At 72.2% G+C, this 15,962-nt stretch carries 10 protein-coding genes; 8 read left to right on the top strand and 2 right to left on the bottom strand.

The annotated features are described in order from the left end of the window. Positions 1–2 precede the first annotated feature (2 nt). From ACFXGN_RS12160 to ACFXGN_RS12145, 4 genes are all read left to right on the top strand, one after another. The gene (locus ACFXGN_RS12160; protein ID WP_384856958.1) at positions 3–590 is read left to right on the top strand and encodes a (2Fe-2S)-binding protein; all 588 of its coding nucleotides are present in this window, start codon (positions 3–5) and stop codon (positions 588–590) included. Between the two features lie 2 nt (positions 591–592). Further along, positions 593–2,998, top strand: coding sequence for a xanthine dehydrogenase subunit D (pucD, locus tag ACFXGN_RS12155; protein WP_384856956.1), 2,406 nt, complete (start codon positions 593–595; stop codon positions 2,996–2,998). Between the two features lie 330 nt (positions 2,999–3,328). Next, positions 3,329–4,792, top strand: coding sequence for an NCS2 family permease (locus ACFXGN_RS12150; protein ID WP_384856954.1), 1,464 nt, complete (start codon positions 3,329–3,331; stop codon positions 4,790–4,792). Positions 4,793–4,834: 42 nt separating this feature from the next. After that, positions 4,835–5,971, top strand: a complete 1,137-nt coding sequence (locus tag ACFXGN_RS12145) for an XdhC family protein (RefSeq protein ID WP_384856951.1) — start codon at positions 4,835–4,837, stop codon at positions 5,969–5,971. Between the two features lie 63 nt (positions 5,972–6,034). Here the strand turns inward: ACFXGN_RS12145 and ACFXGN_RS12140 are convergent, their stop codons facing one another. Further along, on the bottom strand, positions 6,035–7,309 hold the full coding sequence (locus tag ACFXGN_RS12140; protein WP_384856948.1) for an MFS transporter: 1,275 nt from the start codon (positions 7,307–7,309) through the stop codon (positions 6,035–6,037). Between the two features lie 556 nt (positions 7,310–7,865). Between ACFXGN_RS12140 and ACFXGN_RS12135 the strand changes: the two genes are divergently transcribed. The 3 genes from ACFXGN_RS12135 (at position 7,866) to ACFXGN_RS12125 (ending at position 13,116) form a co-directional block, all read left to right on the top strand. Next, on the top strand, positions 7,866–9,368 hold the full coding sequence (locus ACFXGN_RS12135; RefSeq protein WP_384856945.1) for an MFS transporter: 1,503 nt from the start codon (positions 7,866–7,868) through the stop codon (positions 9,366–9,368). 99 nt (positions 9,369–9,467) lie between these two features. After that, the gene (locus ACFXGN_RS12130) at positions 9,468–10,055 is read left to right on the top strand and encodes a TetR family transcriptional regulator (RefSeq protein WP_384856942.1); all 588 of its coding nucleotides are present in this window, start codon (positions 9,468–9,470) and stop codon (positions 10,053–10,055) included. A gap of 841 nt (positions 10,056–10,896) precedes the next feature. Continuing rightward, positions 10,897–13,116: a discoidin domain-containing protein gene (locus ACFXGN_RS12125; RefSeq protein WP_384856939.1), complete on the top strand. Its 2,220-nt coding sequence runs from the start codon at positions 10,897–10,899 to the stop codon at positions 13,114–13,116. A gap of 31 nt (positions 13,117–13,147) precedes the next feature. Here the strand turns inward: ACFXGN_RS12125 and ACFXGN_RS12120 are convergent, their stop codons facing one another. Beyond that, complete coding sequence (locus ACFXGN_RS12120) at positions 13,148–14,452, bottom strand: ROK family protein (protein ID WP_384857718.1); 1,305 nt, start codon at positions 14,450–14,452, stop codon at positions 13,148–13,150. A gap of 193 nt (positions 14,453–14,645) precedes the next feature. Here ACFXGN_RS12120 and ACFXGN_RS12115 point away from each other — a divergent pair, with 193 nt between their 5' ends. Next, positions 14,646–15,959 carry an extracellular solute-binding protein gene (locus ACFXGN_RS12115; RefSeq protein WP_384856936.1) on the top strand — a complete coding sequence of 438 codons (1,314 nt, stop codon included), beginning with the start codon at positions 14,646–14,648 and terminating at the stop codon, positions 15,957–15,959. Positions 15,960–15,962: the final 3 nt, after the last annotated feature.

Genomic DNA, 15,962 nt, shown 5'->3' with positions numbered 1-15,962 from the left:
CCATGCGCGTCAATTTCACGGTCAACGGACGCCCGCAGGAGGCCGACGACGTCTGGGAGGGCGAGTCCCTCCTCTACGTCTTGCGGGAGCGGCTGGGCCTGCCCGGCTCCAAGAACGCCTGCGAGCAGGGCGAATGCGGCTCCTGCACGGTCCGCCTGGACGGGGTGCCGGTGTGCTCCTGCCTGGTCGCCGCCGGACAGGTCGAGGGCCGCGAGGTCGTCACCGTCGAAGGCCTCGCCGAGTACGTCAAGGAGCGCGAGGAGCGCGGCGGTTGCGCCACCGGCTCCTGCGGCACCTCCCTCGACGCCGCCAAGAAGTGGCGGGCCAGGCCCGGTCAGGACTCGCAGACCGGCGAGGGCGTCGAACTCTCCCCGATCCAGCAGGCGTTCATCGACGCGGGCGCAGTCCAGTGCGGCTTCTGCACCCCGGGCCTGCTGATCGCCGCCGACGAACTCCTGGAGCGGCGGCCCGACCCGTCCGACCAGGACATCCGGGAGGCCCTCTCCGGCAACCTCTGCCGCTGCACGGGCTACGAGAAGATCCTCGACGCGGTCCGCCTGGCGGCCGTCCGGCAGGGAGAGGCGGTCTGACCATGACGCAGCACACCCGCACCGCACCGGCCGGTACGCCGACCGACGTCACCCAGAACCACGCCATGGGCGGCATCGGCGAGTCCACCCTCCGCCCGGACGGCACCCTCAAGGTCACCGGCGAGTTCGCCTACTCCTCGGACATGTGGCACGAGGACATGCTCTGGGGCCAGACGCTCCGCTCGACCGTCGCGCACGCCGAGATCGTCTCCATCGACGTCTCCGAGGCCCTCGCGATGTCCGGCGTGTACGCCGTGCTCACGTACGACGACCTGCCGGCCGAGATGAAGAACTACGGCCTGGAGATCCAGGACACCCCCGTCCTCGCCCACGGCCGGGTCCGGCACCACGGCGAACCGGTCGCGCTGGTCGCCGCCGACCACCCCGAGACCGCCCGCCGCGCCGCCGCCAAGATCCGGATCGACTACCGGGAGCTGCCCGTCGTCACGGACGAGGCGTCCGCCCTCGCCCCCGGCGCGCCCCTCATCCACGAGGGCCGCGACGACCACCACATCGGCCACGTCCCGCACCCCAACATCGTGCACCGCCAGCCGATCGTCCGCGGCGACGCGGACGAGGCCGCCAAGCGCGCCGACGTCATCGTCTCCGGCGAGTACGTCTTCGGGATGCAGGACCAGGCCTTCCTCGGCCCCGAGTCCGGCCTCGCCGTACCCGCGGAGGACGGCGGCGTCGACCTCTACGTCGCCACCCAGTGGCTGCACTCGGACCTCAAGCAGATCGCCCCCGTCCTCGGCCTGCCCGAGGACAAGGTCCGCATGACGCTCTCCGGCGTCGGCGGCGCCTTCGGTGGCCGCGAGGACATCTCGATGCAGATCCACGCCTGCCTGCTCGCCCTGCGCACCGGCAAGCCCGTCAAGATCGTCTACAACCGCTTCGAGTCCTTCTTCGGCCATGTGCACCGCCACCCGGCGAAGCTCTGGTACGAGCACGGCGCCACCAAGGACGGCAAGCTCACGCACATGAAGTGCCGGATCGTGCTCGACGGCGGCGCCTACGCCTCGGCCTCCCCGGCCGTCGTCGGCAACGCCTCCTCGCTCTCCGCCGGCCCGTACGTGATCGACGACGTGGACATCGAGGCGATCGCGCTCTACACCAACAACCCGCCCTGCGGCGCGATGCGCGGCTTCGGCGCGGTCCAGGCGTGCTTCGCCTACGAGGCCCAGATGGACAGGGTCGCGGCGGCACTCGGCATGGACCCGGTCGAGTTCCGTCAGCTCAACGCCATGGAACAGGGCACGGTCATGCCCACGGGGCAGGTCGTGGACTCGCCCGCCCCGGTCGCCGAACTGCTGCGCCGGGTCAAGGCGCGCCCGCTGCCGCCGGAGCGCCAGTGGGAGACCGCGGGCGAGGGCGCGGACGTCCGCGCGCTGCCCGGCGGCCTCTCCAACACCACGCACGGCGAAGGCGTCGTCCGGGGCGTCGGTTACGCCGTCGGCATCAAGAACGTCGGCTTCTCCGAGGGCTTCGACGACTACTCGACCGCCCGCGTGGTCCTCCAGCTCATCAACGGCGAGCCCGTCGCCATGGTCCACACCGCCATGGCGGAGGTCGGCCAGGGCGGTGTCACCGTGCACGCCCAGATCGCCCGCACCGAACTCGGCGTCACCCAGGTGACGATCCACCCGGCCGACACCCAGGTCGGCTCCGCCGGTTCGACGTCCGCCTCCCGGCAGACGTACATGACCGGCGGCGCGGTGAAGAACACCTGCGAGGCCGTCCGCGAGAAGGTCCTGGAGATCGGGCGCCGCAAGAACGGCTCCTACCACCCCGCCTGGGCGACCGCCGAACTCCTCCTGGAGGACGGCAAGGTCGTCACCGACGGCGGCGAGGTCCTGGCGACCCTCGCCGAGGTCCTGGACGGCGAGGAGCCGATCGACGTCGAGCTGGAGTTCCGGCACCGCCCGACCCAGCCGTTCGACCTGGTCACCGGGCAGGGCTCCGGCCACGTCCAGTACACCTTCGCCGCGCACCGCGCGGTGGTGGAGGTGGACACCGAGCTGGGCCTGGTGAAGGTCGTCGAGCTGGCCACCGCCCAGGACGTCGGCAAGGCGCTCAACATGCTCTCCGTCGTCGGCCAGATCCAGGGTGGCACCACCCAGGGCCTGGGCGTCGCGGTGATGGAGGAGATCATCGTGGACCCGAAGACCGCGAAGGTGCGCAACCCGTCCTTCACGGACTACCTGATCCCGACGATCCTCGACACGCCGACCATCCCGGTCGACGTGCTCCAACTGGCCGACCCCAACGCGCCGTACGGCCTGCGGGGCGTCGGCGAGGCCCCGACCCTGTCGTCCACCCCGGCCGTCCTCGCGGCGATCCGGAACGCGACGGGTCTGGAGCTCAACAAGACGCCGGTCCGCCCCGAGGCGCTCACCGGCACGCTGTAGGACCCTCCGGGCGGTCCGTGCCTTCCCCGGACGTCACAGGTCCGCCGCCCGCACCGCCCGGAGCCCGCCCCAGGGCAGTACCACCGCAGCACAGCACAGCACAGCACAGCACAGCACCACATCGCATCGCACCGCACCGCACCGCGAGATCCGCGGTGACCGCACCATCCCGCAGCACCGATCCATCCCGCAGTACCGATCCATTCGTTCGTCCCGGGCCGTCCCCCGTGTCGTGCAGCCACGCACCATCCCAAATCCCGCGACTTCGAAGGACCGGAGTCCCTCTCCGGTCCCGCGCGGGTGCCCCTTTGAACCTTGGGAGTAGGCCCCATGACCCAGTCCGTGGAGCCCAGGACCAGCGCCGAGGACGCGGGCTCCGGCTCGCGCAACCCCGCAGGCAGATCCTGGCTCGACCGGTACTTCCACATATCGGAGAGAGGCTCCTCCGTCCCGACGGAGATCCGAGGCGGCGTCACCACCTTCATGGCGATGGCGTACATCCTCCTGCTCAACCCCCTGATCCTCAGTGGCAAGGACGTCAACGGCGAGCTGCTGAGCCAGCCCGCCCTGATCACCGCCACCGCCCTGGCGGCGGCTGCCACGACCCTGCTCATGGGTTTCTGGGGCAAGGTGCCCCTCGCCCTCGCCGCGGGCCTGAGCGTCTCCGGCGTCATGGCCTCGCAGGTCGTGCCGGTCATGACCTGGCCGCAGGCCATGGGCATGTCCGTGGCCTACGGCGCCGTGATCTGTCTCCTGGTCGTCACCGGCCTCCGCGAGATGATCATGAACGCGATACCGCTCGCGCTGAAGCACGCCATCACCATCGGCATCGGCCTCTTCATCGCGATCATCGGCTTCGTGAAGGCCGGTTTCGTGCACGAGAACCCCGCCCCGGGCGGCGGTCCCGTGACCCTCGGCCCGGCCGGTGAACTCCAGGGCTGGCCCGTCCTGATCTTCGCCGTCACCCTGCTGCTGATCTTCGCGCTCCAGGCCCGCGGCATCCCCGGCGCCATCCTGATCGGCATCGTCGCGGGCACCCTCGTCGCCGTCGTCCTGAACGCGGTCGCGGACATCCCGGCCAAGGCCTGGTTCTCCGGCCCGCCGGAGCTCCACGGCAGCGCGGTCTCCGCACCGGACTTCTCCCTGATCGGGCACGTGTCCTTCAGCGGCTGGGGAGACGTCGGCTACATCACCATCAGCATGATCGTCTTCACCCTGGTGCTCGCCGGGTTCTTCGACGCCATGGCGACCATCCTCGGTGTCGGCACCGAGGCGAAGCTCGCCGACGACAAGGGCCGGATGCCCGGCCTCTCCAAGGCGCTCTTCATCGACGGCGCCGGCGGTATCGTCGGAGGTGTGGGCGGAGCCTCCGGGCAGACGGTCTTCGTCGAGTCCGCGACCGGCGTCGGCGAGGGCGCCCGCACGGGTCTGGCCTCCGTGGTCACCGGCGGATTCTTCGCCCTCTGCCTCTTCTTCACGCCGCTCACCACGATCGTGCCGCAGGAGGTGGCCGCCGCCGCCCTGGTCGTCATCGGCTCGATGATGATGCAGAACGCCAAGCACGTGGACTGGAGCGACCGTTCCGTCGCCATCCCGGTGTTCCTCACCGTGGTCCTCATGCCCTTCACGTACACGATCACCACGGGCGTCGCCGCCGGTGTGATCTCCTACGTGGTGATCAAGACGGCGCAGGGCAAGGCGCGCGAGGTCGGCGCCTTCATGTGGGGACTCACCGCGATCTTCCTCGTGTACTTCGCCATCCACCCCGTCGAGAGCTGGCTCGGCGTCGGCTGACGCCCCCCGCCCCTCCCCGCCCCTTCCCAGAGGAGAACCGAGATGCTGGACATCGCCGAGGAGCTGCACCGGTGGGTCGAGCAGGGACGCGCCTTCGCCGTCGCCACCGTGGTGGCCGTCGGCGGCAGCGCGCCCCGGCAGCCCGGCGCCGCCCTCGCCGTCGACAGCGAGGGCACGGCGATCGGCTCGGTCTCCGGAGGATGCGTGGAGGGCGCGGTGTACGACCTGTGCGTCCAGGCCCTCGACGACGGCAGGACCGTCGTCGAGCGCTTCGGCTACAGCGACGAGGACGCCTTCGCGGTCGGCCTGACCTGCGGCGGCGTCATCGACATCCTCGTCACACCGGTGCGCGGCGGGGTCCTCCCCGCCGCGCTCGGCGCCGCCGCCGACGGAGCGGCGGCGGCCCTGGCCCGGATCGTCTCCGGCCCCGACGACCTGCTGGGCCGGGCCCTTCTGGTCCGCCCCGACGGCGGATACGAGGGCGGGCTCGGCGGCCACCCCGAGCTGGACCGCACGGCGGCGGGCGAGGCCCGTGCGATGCTCGACGCGGGCCGCACCGGCACCGTGGAGATCGGGGCGGACGGCAGCCGCTGCGGACAGCCGCTGACCCTCCTGGTCGAGTCCTCCGTCCCCGCCCCGCGCATGATCGTCTTCGGTGCCATCGACTTCGCCTCCGCCCTGGTGCGGGTCGGCAAGCTCCTCGGCTACCACGTCACCGTCTGCGACGCGCGGCCCGTCTTCGCGACGGCGGCGCGCTTCCCCGAGGCCGACGAGATCGTCGTCGCCTGGCCCCACCGCTATCTGGAGTCGACGGAGGTCGACGGCCGCACCGTGCTGTGCGTGCTGACCCACGACGCCAAGTTCGACGTACCGCTGCTCAAGGCGGCCCTGCGGCTCCCCGTCGCCTACATCGGCGCGATGGGCTCCCGCCGCACCCACGAGGACCGCAACGAGCGGCTGCGCGGGGTCGGCGTCACCGAACTCGAACTCGCCCGGCTGCGCTCCCCGATCGGCCTCGACCTCGGCGCCCGTACGCCCGAGGAGACGGCCCTGTCGATCGGTGCGGAGATCGTCGCCAACCGGCGCGGCGGCACGGGCGTCTCCCTCACGGGCGCCCACACCCCGATCCACCACGACGCCCCCCGCGAGCCCACCGGACGGATCGGATCGGTGGCGTAGACCCACCTGCTCCGGCGCGCCACCCACCGCGCCGAGCGGGGTGGGTGGCGCGCCGGGTTGTCCCTACGCGGCTTCCGTCAGGGTCGACCGGTCCGTCCGGGGAGCGGTCAGGGCCGGGCTCACGGGTGCGGTCACGGCCTCTCGTCCCTCGTGGCGCGGCCACAGGAGCAGGGCGGCGACGGCGCCCGCCCCGGCGAGGAGCGCGAGGGTGGACCAGGCGGGAGCGAAGCCCGCTTCCGTGCCGAGCCATCCCGCGACGGGGTAGGTGATCAGCCAGGCCAGGTGCGACAGGGAGAACTGGGCCGCGAAGGCCCCCGGGACCGCCTCCGGTGCGACGGAGCCGCGCAGGACGCCGCCGGTCGGCGTGATGACCAGCGCCATGCCGACACCGATCGCGCTCCAGACGACCGCCGTCCCGGCCCAGGTGAGCAGTCCGGCCGTCAGGAGCGTCACCGCGGCGGTCGTGCCGCCGACCAGGACCGCCGCGCCGGTCATCATGACCGTACGGGCGGAGACCCGTCCGAGGACGCGGGGGAGCGCGAGGGCGGCGAGGAGGGTTCCGCCGCCGGAGGCGGCGAGCATCCAGGCCACGTCCGACTGCGAGCCGCCGAGCCCGGTGCGGACATGGGTGACGGTGTTGACGACGACGATCGAACCCGCCGCCGCGACCACGAGGTTGAGCGCCATCACACCGCGCAGCCGGGGTGTCCTCAGGAAGGTCCTGATCCCCGCCGTCGCCCTGTCCCACGCCCGGGTCTCGGCGCTGGGACGGGCCTGGGGGACGCGCGCCGACAGGACCAGCGCGGCGGACAGCAGGAATCCGGCGGAGGTGCCGAGGAACAGCAGGTCGAAGCTCATGAACGCCAGGGCGACGGCCGCCAGTACGGGGCTGAGGAGGCTCTCCATGGTGGAGGCGACCTGGGAGGCGGACAGCGCCCGCGTATAGGCGGACCTGTCGGTGACGATGTCGGGGATCACGGCCTGGAACGTCGGGGTGAACGCGGCCGAGGCGGCCTGCATCAGGCCGATGAGGACGTAGACGTGCCAGACCTCGGTGATCAGCGGCAGTGCCAGGACCACCGCGCCGCGCACCACGTCGAGGAGGACCAGGAAGGTTCTGCGGGGGAGGCGGTCGACGTACGCGGCTGCCAGCGGGGCGATGACCACGTACATGACCATCTTGATGGTGAGGGCGGTGCCGAGGACCAGACCCGCCCGGGGTCCGGCGAGGTCGTAGGCGAGCAGTCCGAGGGCCACCGTGGTCAGACCGGTGCCGAACAGGGCGATGACCTGAGCGGCGAACAGGTGGCGGTAGTCGCGGAGGGCGAAGAGGCGCATGGCGGGTTCCTTCCGTGTCCATGCGGTGGGGCGCGGCCCCGGGGCGGTGGCCGTGCCCCACGGAGGGGCGCTGGGACGACTTCGTGTGCCGGGGTCCTCCCCCGACAGGGGGGCGGGCAGGGCGGGTGCCCCGGTGCCGCTCCCGGACGTGTCGCGCCGCCCTGACCGCCGTGGCCGGTCGCCGTGTCCTGGCCGGACGTGCTCTTCATCGTGTCTCCCGCTGAGTGACGCGTACCGCCGGACGGGTGCTGGGTGGTGCCTGCCGTGCGGTGCCCGCTGCCGTGGTGCCTGCCTTGCGATGTCCGCTGCCGTGGTGCCTGTCGCGCGATGTCCGCCGTGCCGTGCGGTGTCCGGTGTACGCGGTGTCCCGCGCCTGCTCCGTACGTCGTACACCCGCCCCAGCAATATACCCCCCAGGGGTATTCCCGACCCAGGGATGTTCCGTTCGGGGTGGTGTGACCTGGATGACATACCCCCGGGGGGAATGGAATCGAGAGGTGTTAGGTTGTGCGAACCGAAAAAAGCAACGCCTGTACACTTTTCTGGATTGGTAGTCATGTCGTCACCCACCGCAGCACCCCCGGGAACCGGCCGTCATCTGGGGCTGGCCCTCATCGTCATCGCCTCGGCGCAGCTGATGGTCGTCCTCGACGGCACGATCACCAACATCGCGCTGCCGAGCCTCAAGGAAGACCTGGACATCTCCGCCTCCGGGCTCGCCTGGGTCGTCAACTCCTACGTCCTGGCCTTCGGCGGTCTCCTGCTGCTCGGCGGTCGCGTCGGCGACCTGTTCGGGCGCCGCAGGATGTTCCGCGTCGGCATAGCGCTGTTCACCGTGGCGTCGCTGCTCGGGGGCTTCGCGAGCAGCCCGGAGCTGCTGATCGGCGCGCGCGTGCTCCAGGGCATGGGGGCCGCGGTGGCGGCTCCGACCGCGCTGTCGCTGATCGCCACGACGTTCCCGGAGGGCGCCCCGAGGAACAAGGCGATGGGCGTCTACGCCGGCATGTCCGGCATCGGCGCGACCGTCGGTCTGCTGCTCGGCGGCGTGCTGACCGAGTACCTCGACTGGCGCTGGGTGTTCTTCGTGAACGTCCCGATCGGTCTGGCGGTGCTCTTCGGCACCAAGGTGCTCGCCGAGGGCGACCGGGTGCGCGGACGCCTCGACCTGCCCGGCGCGGTGACCGGGACCGCCGGTCTCGTCTCCCTGGTCTACGCCATCACCCGGGGCGGTGAGCACGGCTGGACCAACGGCGGGACGCTGGCGTTCTTCGGTGCCGCCGCCGTCCTCCTGGCCGTCTTCGTGTTCCTCCAGGGCAGGGTCGCGGCGCCGATGCTGCCGCTGCGCCTGCTGGCCGACCGGAACCGCGCGGGCTCGTACGCGACGATGCTGTTCATCGGCGCCGGCATGTTCGCGATGTTCTACTTCCTGTCGCTCTACATGCAGCAGGTGCTCGGCTTCAACGCGCTGGAGACCGGTCTGGCCTACATCCCGTTCAGCCTCGGCATGGGCATGGCGACGGGTGCCGGTTCGAAGCTGGTGGCGCGGTTCGCCCCGCGCACCCTGACGATCCCGGGTCTGGCGCTGGCCGCCACGGGGATGCTGTGGTTCGGCACGATGACCCCGGAGTCCTCCTACTGGGCCCACCTCATGCCCGCCATGTTCCTCACCGCGGTCGGCCTCGGTACGGCCTTCCTGCCCGTCACCCTCGGTGCGGTCTCCGGTGTCGGCCACAAGGACGCGGGCATCGCCTCGGCGCTGCTCAACACCGCCCAGCAGATCGGCGGGGCGATCGGTCTGGCCGTACTGGCGACGGTCTCGACGACCACCGCCGACGAGAAGCTGCCCCACGCGGACGGCGCCTACTACCAGGCGCTGGCGACGAAGGACACCGGTCTGCTCGAACGCGCCGCGAGCGCGCTGACCGACGGCTACACCGCGGCCCTCGTGGGCTCGGCGGTCCTGATGATCGCGGGCATCGCCGTGGTCGGACTCGCGGTCAACGCCAAGCGCCCGACGCCCGGGGCGGCCGACCGGCCGACCCCGGTGCACATGGGCTGACGTGCGAAGACGGCCGGGTCGTGAGGAATCCCCGGCCCGGCCGTCCGCGTACGATCACCCTCCAGGCCACGTGAGGAACGAGGAACGAGGAGCACCGCCATGCCGGAGAAGGCGCGCAAGGGCGAGCGGACCCGCAGGCGCATCCTGGAGGCGGCCCGCCAGGAGTTCGCCCGGCAGGGCTATGAACGCGCCACGATCCGGGGCATCGCGGCAGCCGCCGAGTGCGACAAGTCGTCGGTCATCAAGTACTTCGGCACCAAGCAGCAGTTGTTCCGCGAGGCGGTGGAATGGCAGGCGTCGTTCGACGCGTCCGAGCTGAAGGTGTCCGACAAGCAGGCCGAGGAGTACCTCCGGGTGATGCTCGCGGACTTCGCCGGGCCCCGCAACGACCCGATGTTCGCCCTGTTGCGCTCCGCGATGACCAACGAGCAGGCGGCGCAGCTGCTCCGCGAGAAGACCACCACGGGCGCGGTGGACCCGCTGGCCGAGGTGCTGGAGGGCCCGGACGCGCGGTTGCGGGCGGCCCTGGTGTCGGCGGCCATGTTCGGGATCGCGGTGCAGCGGGAGATGCTGCGGATGCCGTACATCGCCGAAGCGGACCTGGAGGACGTGCTGCGCCTCTCGGGCCCGATGCTGCGGCAACTGCTGGAGCCGGAACCGGGGGAGGAACGCTCGTCCGGTTCCTGAAGCGGGGGACCTCCTCGACCGGGCCTGTTCCACGGCCTGTCGGGCGGGTGCCCGCGTCCCGGCCTCGGGAAGCCGCCGACCGCTCCGGGGCCCCGCACGGGGAAGCCGTGGGTCCCGGCCGTCGAGGAGCGACCCCGAGCCCCTGTGTCACAGGAAGACCTCCTGTCCCCGTCCGCGCCTCCTCCCGGATCGCCGGAAGCCCTGCGCCCCTCGGATCGCCGGAAGTCCTGGGGCACCCCGCCCGTCGGGATGCCCCGGCCCCGCCCTCGCCTCCGGTGGCTCTCCCGGACCGCCCGCCCTCGCCTCCGGTGGCTCTCCCGGACCGCCCGCCCTCGCCCCCGACGGATCTCCCGGGTCACCCGCCTCCGCCTCCGACGGATCTCCCGGACCGCCCGCCCCCGTTTCTGGCGGACCTCCCGCCCTCGCTCCCGGCGGATCTCCCAGATCCCCTGAGCCCCCCGGATCTCCGGACCGTCTGGCCCCCACCCCCGGCGGGCCGCCCGCGCCCGCTCTCGGCGGATCTCCCGGATCTCCCAGATCTCCTGGGCCTCCCGGACCACCCGGACCACCCGGCCCCCGCCCCCCAACGGACCATCCGCCCCACCCCCGGCGGACCCCCAAGCCGCCCGCGCGCCCAGCCGCCACCGCCCCCGGCCGCCGGGCGGCCGACAGGTCCCGAGGTGGAGGCCCTCACCCCCTCCCCGATCACTCGACACTTAATGCAAGCCAAAAGAAAAGTGCGGTCGGATGCCTTGACCCCCGCGCGGGGGCCCGCGAGCATCTGCTGCGGAGAGCGCGCTCCCTTTCCCCAACTCCCCCTCGCTCACGAGGAGATCGAGCCATGCCCCCAGCCGGAACCCGCGTCCCGACACCGCCCCCGCCCCCTCCACGTCCCGGGCCCGCCCCGGCCGCCCTCAGGCCGCCTCGGCGCGTCACCGCCGCCGCCCTCGTCACCGCGCTGCTCGCGGGACTGCTCGCGCTCGTCGCCGCGCCCCCCGCCGCCGCCGCGCCCGTACTGCTCTCCCAGGGCCGCCCCGCCACCGCCTCCAGCCAGGAGAACGGCGGCACCCCCGCGAGCGCCGCCGTCGACGGCGACCCCGGCACCCGCTGGTCCAGCGCCTTCGCCGACCCCCAGTGGATCCAGGTCGACCTGGGCGCCCCGGCGGTCCTCAGCCGGGTGGACCTGCGCTGGGAGACCGCGTACGGCAAGGCGTACCGCGTCGAGCTCTCCGGCAACGGCACCGACTGGACCACCGCCCACAGCACGGCGAACGGCCCCGGCGGCGACGAGTCGCTGCCGGTCACCGGAACCGCCCGCTACGTCCGGGTGTCCGGCACCGCCCGCGCCACCGGATACGGCTACTCGCTCTGGGAGTTCCAGGTGTACGGCACCCCCGGCGGCGACGGTCCCGCCCTCCCCGGCGGCGGTGACCTCGGGCCGAACGTGCACGTCTTCGACCCCGGCACGCCCGGCATCCAGGCCGAGCTGGACCAGGTCTTCGCCCAGCAGGAGTCGGCCCAGTTCGGCAGCGGGCGGCACGCCTTCCTCCTCAAGCCCGGCACCTACGACGGACTCAACGCCCAGATCGGCTTCTACACCCAGATCGCCGGTCTCGGACTGCGCCCCGACGACACCACCGTCAACGGGGACGTCACCGTCGACGCGGGCTGGTTCAACGGCAACGCCACCCAGAACTTCTGGCGCGCCGCCGAGAACCTGGCCCTCGCCCCGGCGAACGGCACCGACCGCTGGGCCGTCTCCCAGGCCGCCTCCTTCCGCCGGATGCACGTCAAGGGCAACCTCAACCTCGCCCCCAGCGGCTACGGCTGGGCCAGCGGCGGCTACATCGCCGACTCCAGGATCGACGGCACCGTCCAGCCGTACTCCCAGCAGCAGTGGTACACCCGCGACAGCGCCGTCGGCGGCTGGCTCAACGGCGTCTGGAACATGGCCTTCTCCGGTGTTGAGGGCGCCCCGGCCACCGGCTTCCCGAACCCGCCGTACACCACCCTCGACACCACCCCGGTCTCCCGCGAGAAGCCCTTCCTGTACTGGGAGGGCGGCGAGTACAAGGTCTTCGCCCCCGCCAAGCGCGTCAACGCCCGCGGCACCAGCTGGGCCTCCGGCACCCCGCAGGGCCGGTCGGTCCCGCTGAGCCGGTTCTACGTGGTCAGGCCCGGGACCACCGCCGCCACCATGAACGCCGCCCTGCGCCAGGGCCTCCACCTGCTCCTCACCCCGGGCGTCTACCACCTGGACCGGCCGGTCCAGATCGACCGGGCCGACACGATCGTCCTCGGTCTGGGCCTCGCCACGCTCGTCCCGGACAACGGCGTCACCGCGATGAGGGTCGCCGACGTCGACGGCGTCCGGCTCGCCGGGTTCCTCGTCGACGCCGGACCGGTCAACTCCCCGGTCCTGCTGGAGATCGGGGCGCCGGACTCCGCCGCCGACCACGCGGCGAACCCGACCACCGTGCAGGACGTGTACCTCCGCGTCGGCGGCGCGGGCCCCGGGAAGGCCACCGTCGCCATGGCGGTGCACAGCGACGACGTGATCGTCGACCACACCTGGGTCTGGCGCGCCGACCACGGCGAGGGCGTCGGCTGGGAGACCAACCGCGCCGACTACGGCGTCCGCGTGTACGGCGACGACGTGCTCGCCACCGGACTCTTCGTCGAGCACTTCAACAAGTACGACGTCGAGTGGTTCGGCGAGCGTGGCCGCACGATCTTCTTCCAGAACGAGAAGGCGTACGACGCCCCGAACCAGGCCGCCGTCCAGGACGGCCCGTACAAGGGCTACGCCGCCTATCGCGTCGACGACTCCGTGAACACCCACGAGGGCTGGGCGCTCGGCAGCTACTGCTACTACAACGTGGACCCGACGATCCGTCAGGACCACGGCTTCCGGGCCCCGGTGAAGCCCGGCGTGAGGTTCCACGACCTGCTGGTCGTCTCGCTCGGCGGCAACGGACAGTACGAGCACGTGATCAACGGCGTCGGCGCCCCCACCTCGGGCACCGCCACCGTCCCGTCCACGGTGGTCTCCTACCCCTGACCCCGCCGGTACGGGGCCGGGCGGCGCACCCTCAGTGCGCCGCCCTCTCCCGCACGGTCGACGCCCACGCGGGCTGCTCCTCGGCGGTCTCCGCCCGCGCCCGCCGCCCGCCCCGGGCGAAGAAGTCCGCGAGCGGCAGGATCGCCGCGCCGACCGTCACCGCGTCGGGGCCGAGGGTGCCGAGACCGATGCCGACCCGCGCCGCCGGGTAGCGCAGCGCGTACGCCGTCGCGTGGCCCTTCACCGTCTCCAGGAAGCGGGCGCCGAGCTGGAGCCCCGCCCAGCCGCCGACGAGGATGCGCTCCGGCTGGAACAGATTGATCAGATCCGAGAAACCGGCGCCCAGGTATTCGGCGGTCTCCTCCAGGACGGCCAGCGCGGTCGCGTCGGGCTCCGTCCCGGACCCCGCCGGATAGGCCGCCGCCAGCATCGCCGTGAGCGCCGTCTCCTCGTCCGCGCCCGCCGGGGGCCGTCCGCCCGCCTCCCGCCACCGCTCCAGGAGCGCCTCCGCGCCCGCGTACGCCTCCAGGCAGCCCCGGGCGCCGCAGCGGCAGCGGCGCCCCCGCACCCGTACCGTCAGATGGCCCCACTCGATCGCCCGCCCCGGGCCCATCGGGTCCGTGACCACGCAGGCGCCGACGCCCGAGCCGAAGAGGACGACCACGGCGCTGCGCGCGCCGCGCCCGGCACCGAACCACATCTCGGCCTGGCCCAGGGTCTTCGCGCCGTTGTCGATCCAGTAGGGGACCCCCTCCGGGAGCACCACGCTCGCCCGCAGCAGCCGCTCCAGGGGGACGGCGTCCCAGCCGATGGTCTGGCCGTGCACGACCGCGCCGTCCTCGGCGGTGCGCGCCACGATGCCGGGCACGCCGACGCCGACGCCGAGCAGCCGCTCCGGCGGCACGTCCGCCGCGCGCAGCACCTCGGCGATGCCCTCCCGGACGTGGCCGACGACCACCCCGACCTCGTACCGCTCGTGCGGGTCGGCCCCGTCCACGGCCAACGGGCGTTCCGTGCGGGCGAGTTCGGTGAGGGTGAGGTCGAACAGCTCGATCCTGACCCGGGTCTCGCCGACGTCCACCCCGATCATGCAGCCGCTGCCGGGGGTGATCCGGAGCAGGGTGCGGGGGCGCCCCCCGGCCGAGTCGACGCTGCCCGCCTCCTCGACGAGGCCCTCCGCGACGAGTTCGGCGACCACGTTGCTGACGGACCCCGAGCTGAGGCCGGTCGCGGGGCCGAGCGAGAAGCGGCTCATCGGGCCGTCGAAGTAGAGGCGTTGGAGGACGGCGGTGCGGTTCTCGCGTCGCAGGTCACGTACGGTGCGGCCGTTCCGCATGGTCACTTGGGCCCCCTGGTGAAGTAGTCCTGGGCGCAACATACCGCTGTCAGGACCCTTGACGCGACCTTCTCTTGAGGTTTAACTCACATCCTAAATTAAGCCGGGGAGGGCTTCAGGGCCTGAACGCGGGACGCGTCGACGACCCTTCTCCCCAGCTCCCCACCACTCCCCGAAAGGGTCCTGAGGAGCCATGCGCCCAATCAGAGCCGCGGCCGTCGGTGCCGCCACCCTCGCCCTCGTCCTCACCGCCACCGCCTGCGGAGGGGGCTCCCCGGCCGGCGGCTCCGGCGGAAGCACCAGGACCCTCACCTACTGGGCCTCCAACCAGGGCGCCAGCACGGAGATCGACAAGAAGGTCCTCCAGCCCGAACTGGACCGCTTCGAGAAGCGGACCGGCATCAAGGTCGAGCTGGAGGTCGTCCCCTGGTCCGACCTCCTCAACCGCATCCTCACCGCCACCACCTCCGGACGGGGCCCCGACGTCCTCAACATCGGCAACACCTGGAGCGCCTCCCTCCAGGCCAGCGGGGCACTGCTGCCCTGGGACGCCGAGAAGCTCGCCGCCATCGGCGGACGGGACCGCTTCGTCGAGTCCGCGCTCGGCTCCACCGGCTCCACCGGCCAGGACCCCGCCGCCGTCCCCCTCTACTCCATGGCCTACGCCCTCTACTACAACAAGAAGATGTTCAAGGACGCGGGCATCACCGCCCCGCCCGCCACCTGGGACGAACTCGTCGCCGCCGGAAAGAGGATCAGCGGGGACGGCAGGTCCGCCATCGGCGTCGAGGGCGGCAACCTCGCCAACAACATCCACCAGGTCTTCGTCCTCGGAAAGCAGCACGGCGCCGACTTCTTCACCCCCGACGGCAAGGCCGACTTCACCTCCGAGGGAGCCGTCGCCGCCGTCAAGCAGTACGTCGACCTCATGGCCGCCCACAAGATCGTCGCCCCCGGCAACGCCGAGTACGCCCAGAACCAGTCCCTCAGCGACTTCGCCAAGAACCGCACCGCGATGCTCCTCTGGCAGACCCCCGGCACCACCTTCACCGCCCAGGGCATGAGCGCCGACGAATGGGGCGTCGCCCCCGCCCCCGTCGCCTCCGGCACCCCCGGCCCCGGCCGGGGCGTCAACTCCATGGTCGCGGGCATCAACCTCGCCGTCTTCAAGAACACCCGGAACACCGAAGGCGCCCTCGAATTCGTGAAGTTCATGACCAGCGACGAGGAACAGAAGACCCTCAACAAGGCCTACGGCTCCATCCCCCCGGTCAAGACGGCCCAGCAGGACCCCGCGTTCGACACCCCCACCGTCGCCGTCCTCAAGAAGACCCTCGCCACCAGCGCCGCCGCCCTCCCGCAGGTCCCCGAGGAGTCCCAGTTCGAGACCGTCGTCGGCACCGCGGTCAAGAAGCTCTTCGCCGACGCCGCCGCGGGCCGCCCGGTCACCACCGGGTCCGTACGGGCCGAGCTCGACAAGGCCCAGCAGCAGATGCCCGAGAAGTGAGCC

Origin of the sequence: Streptomyces sp. NPDC059247 (assembly GCF_042754005.1) — a bacterium.
Classification (GTDB): domain Bacteria; phylum Actinomycetota; class Actinomycetes; order Streptomycetales; family Streptomycetaceae; genus Streptomyces.
The sequence above is the reverse complement of the archived record's forward strand: the minus strand, read 5'-3'. Positions and strand labels throughout refer to the sequence as shown.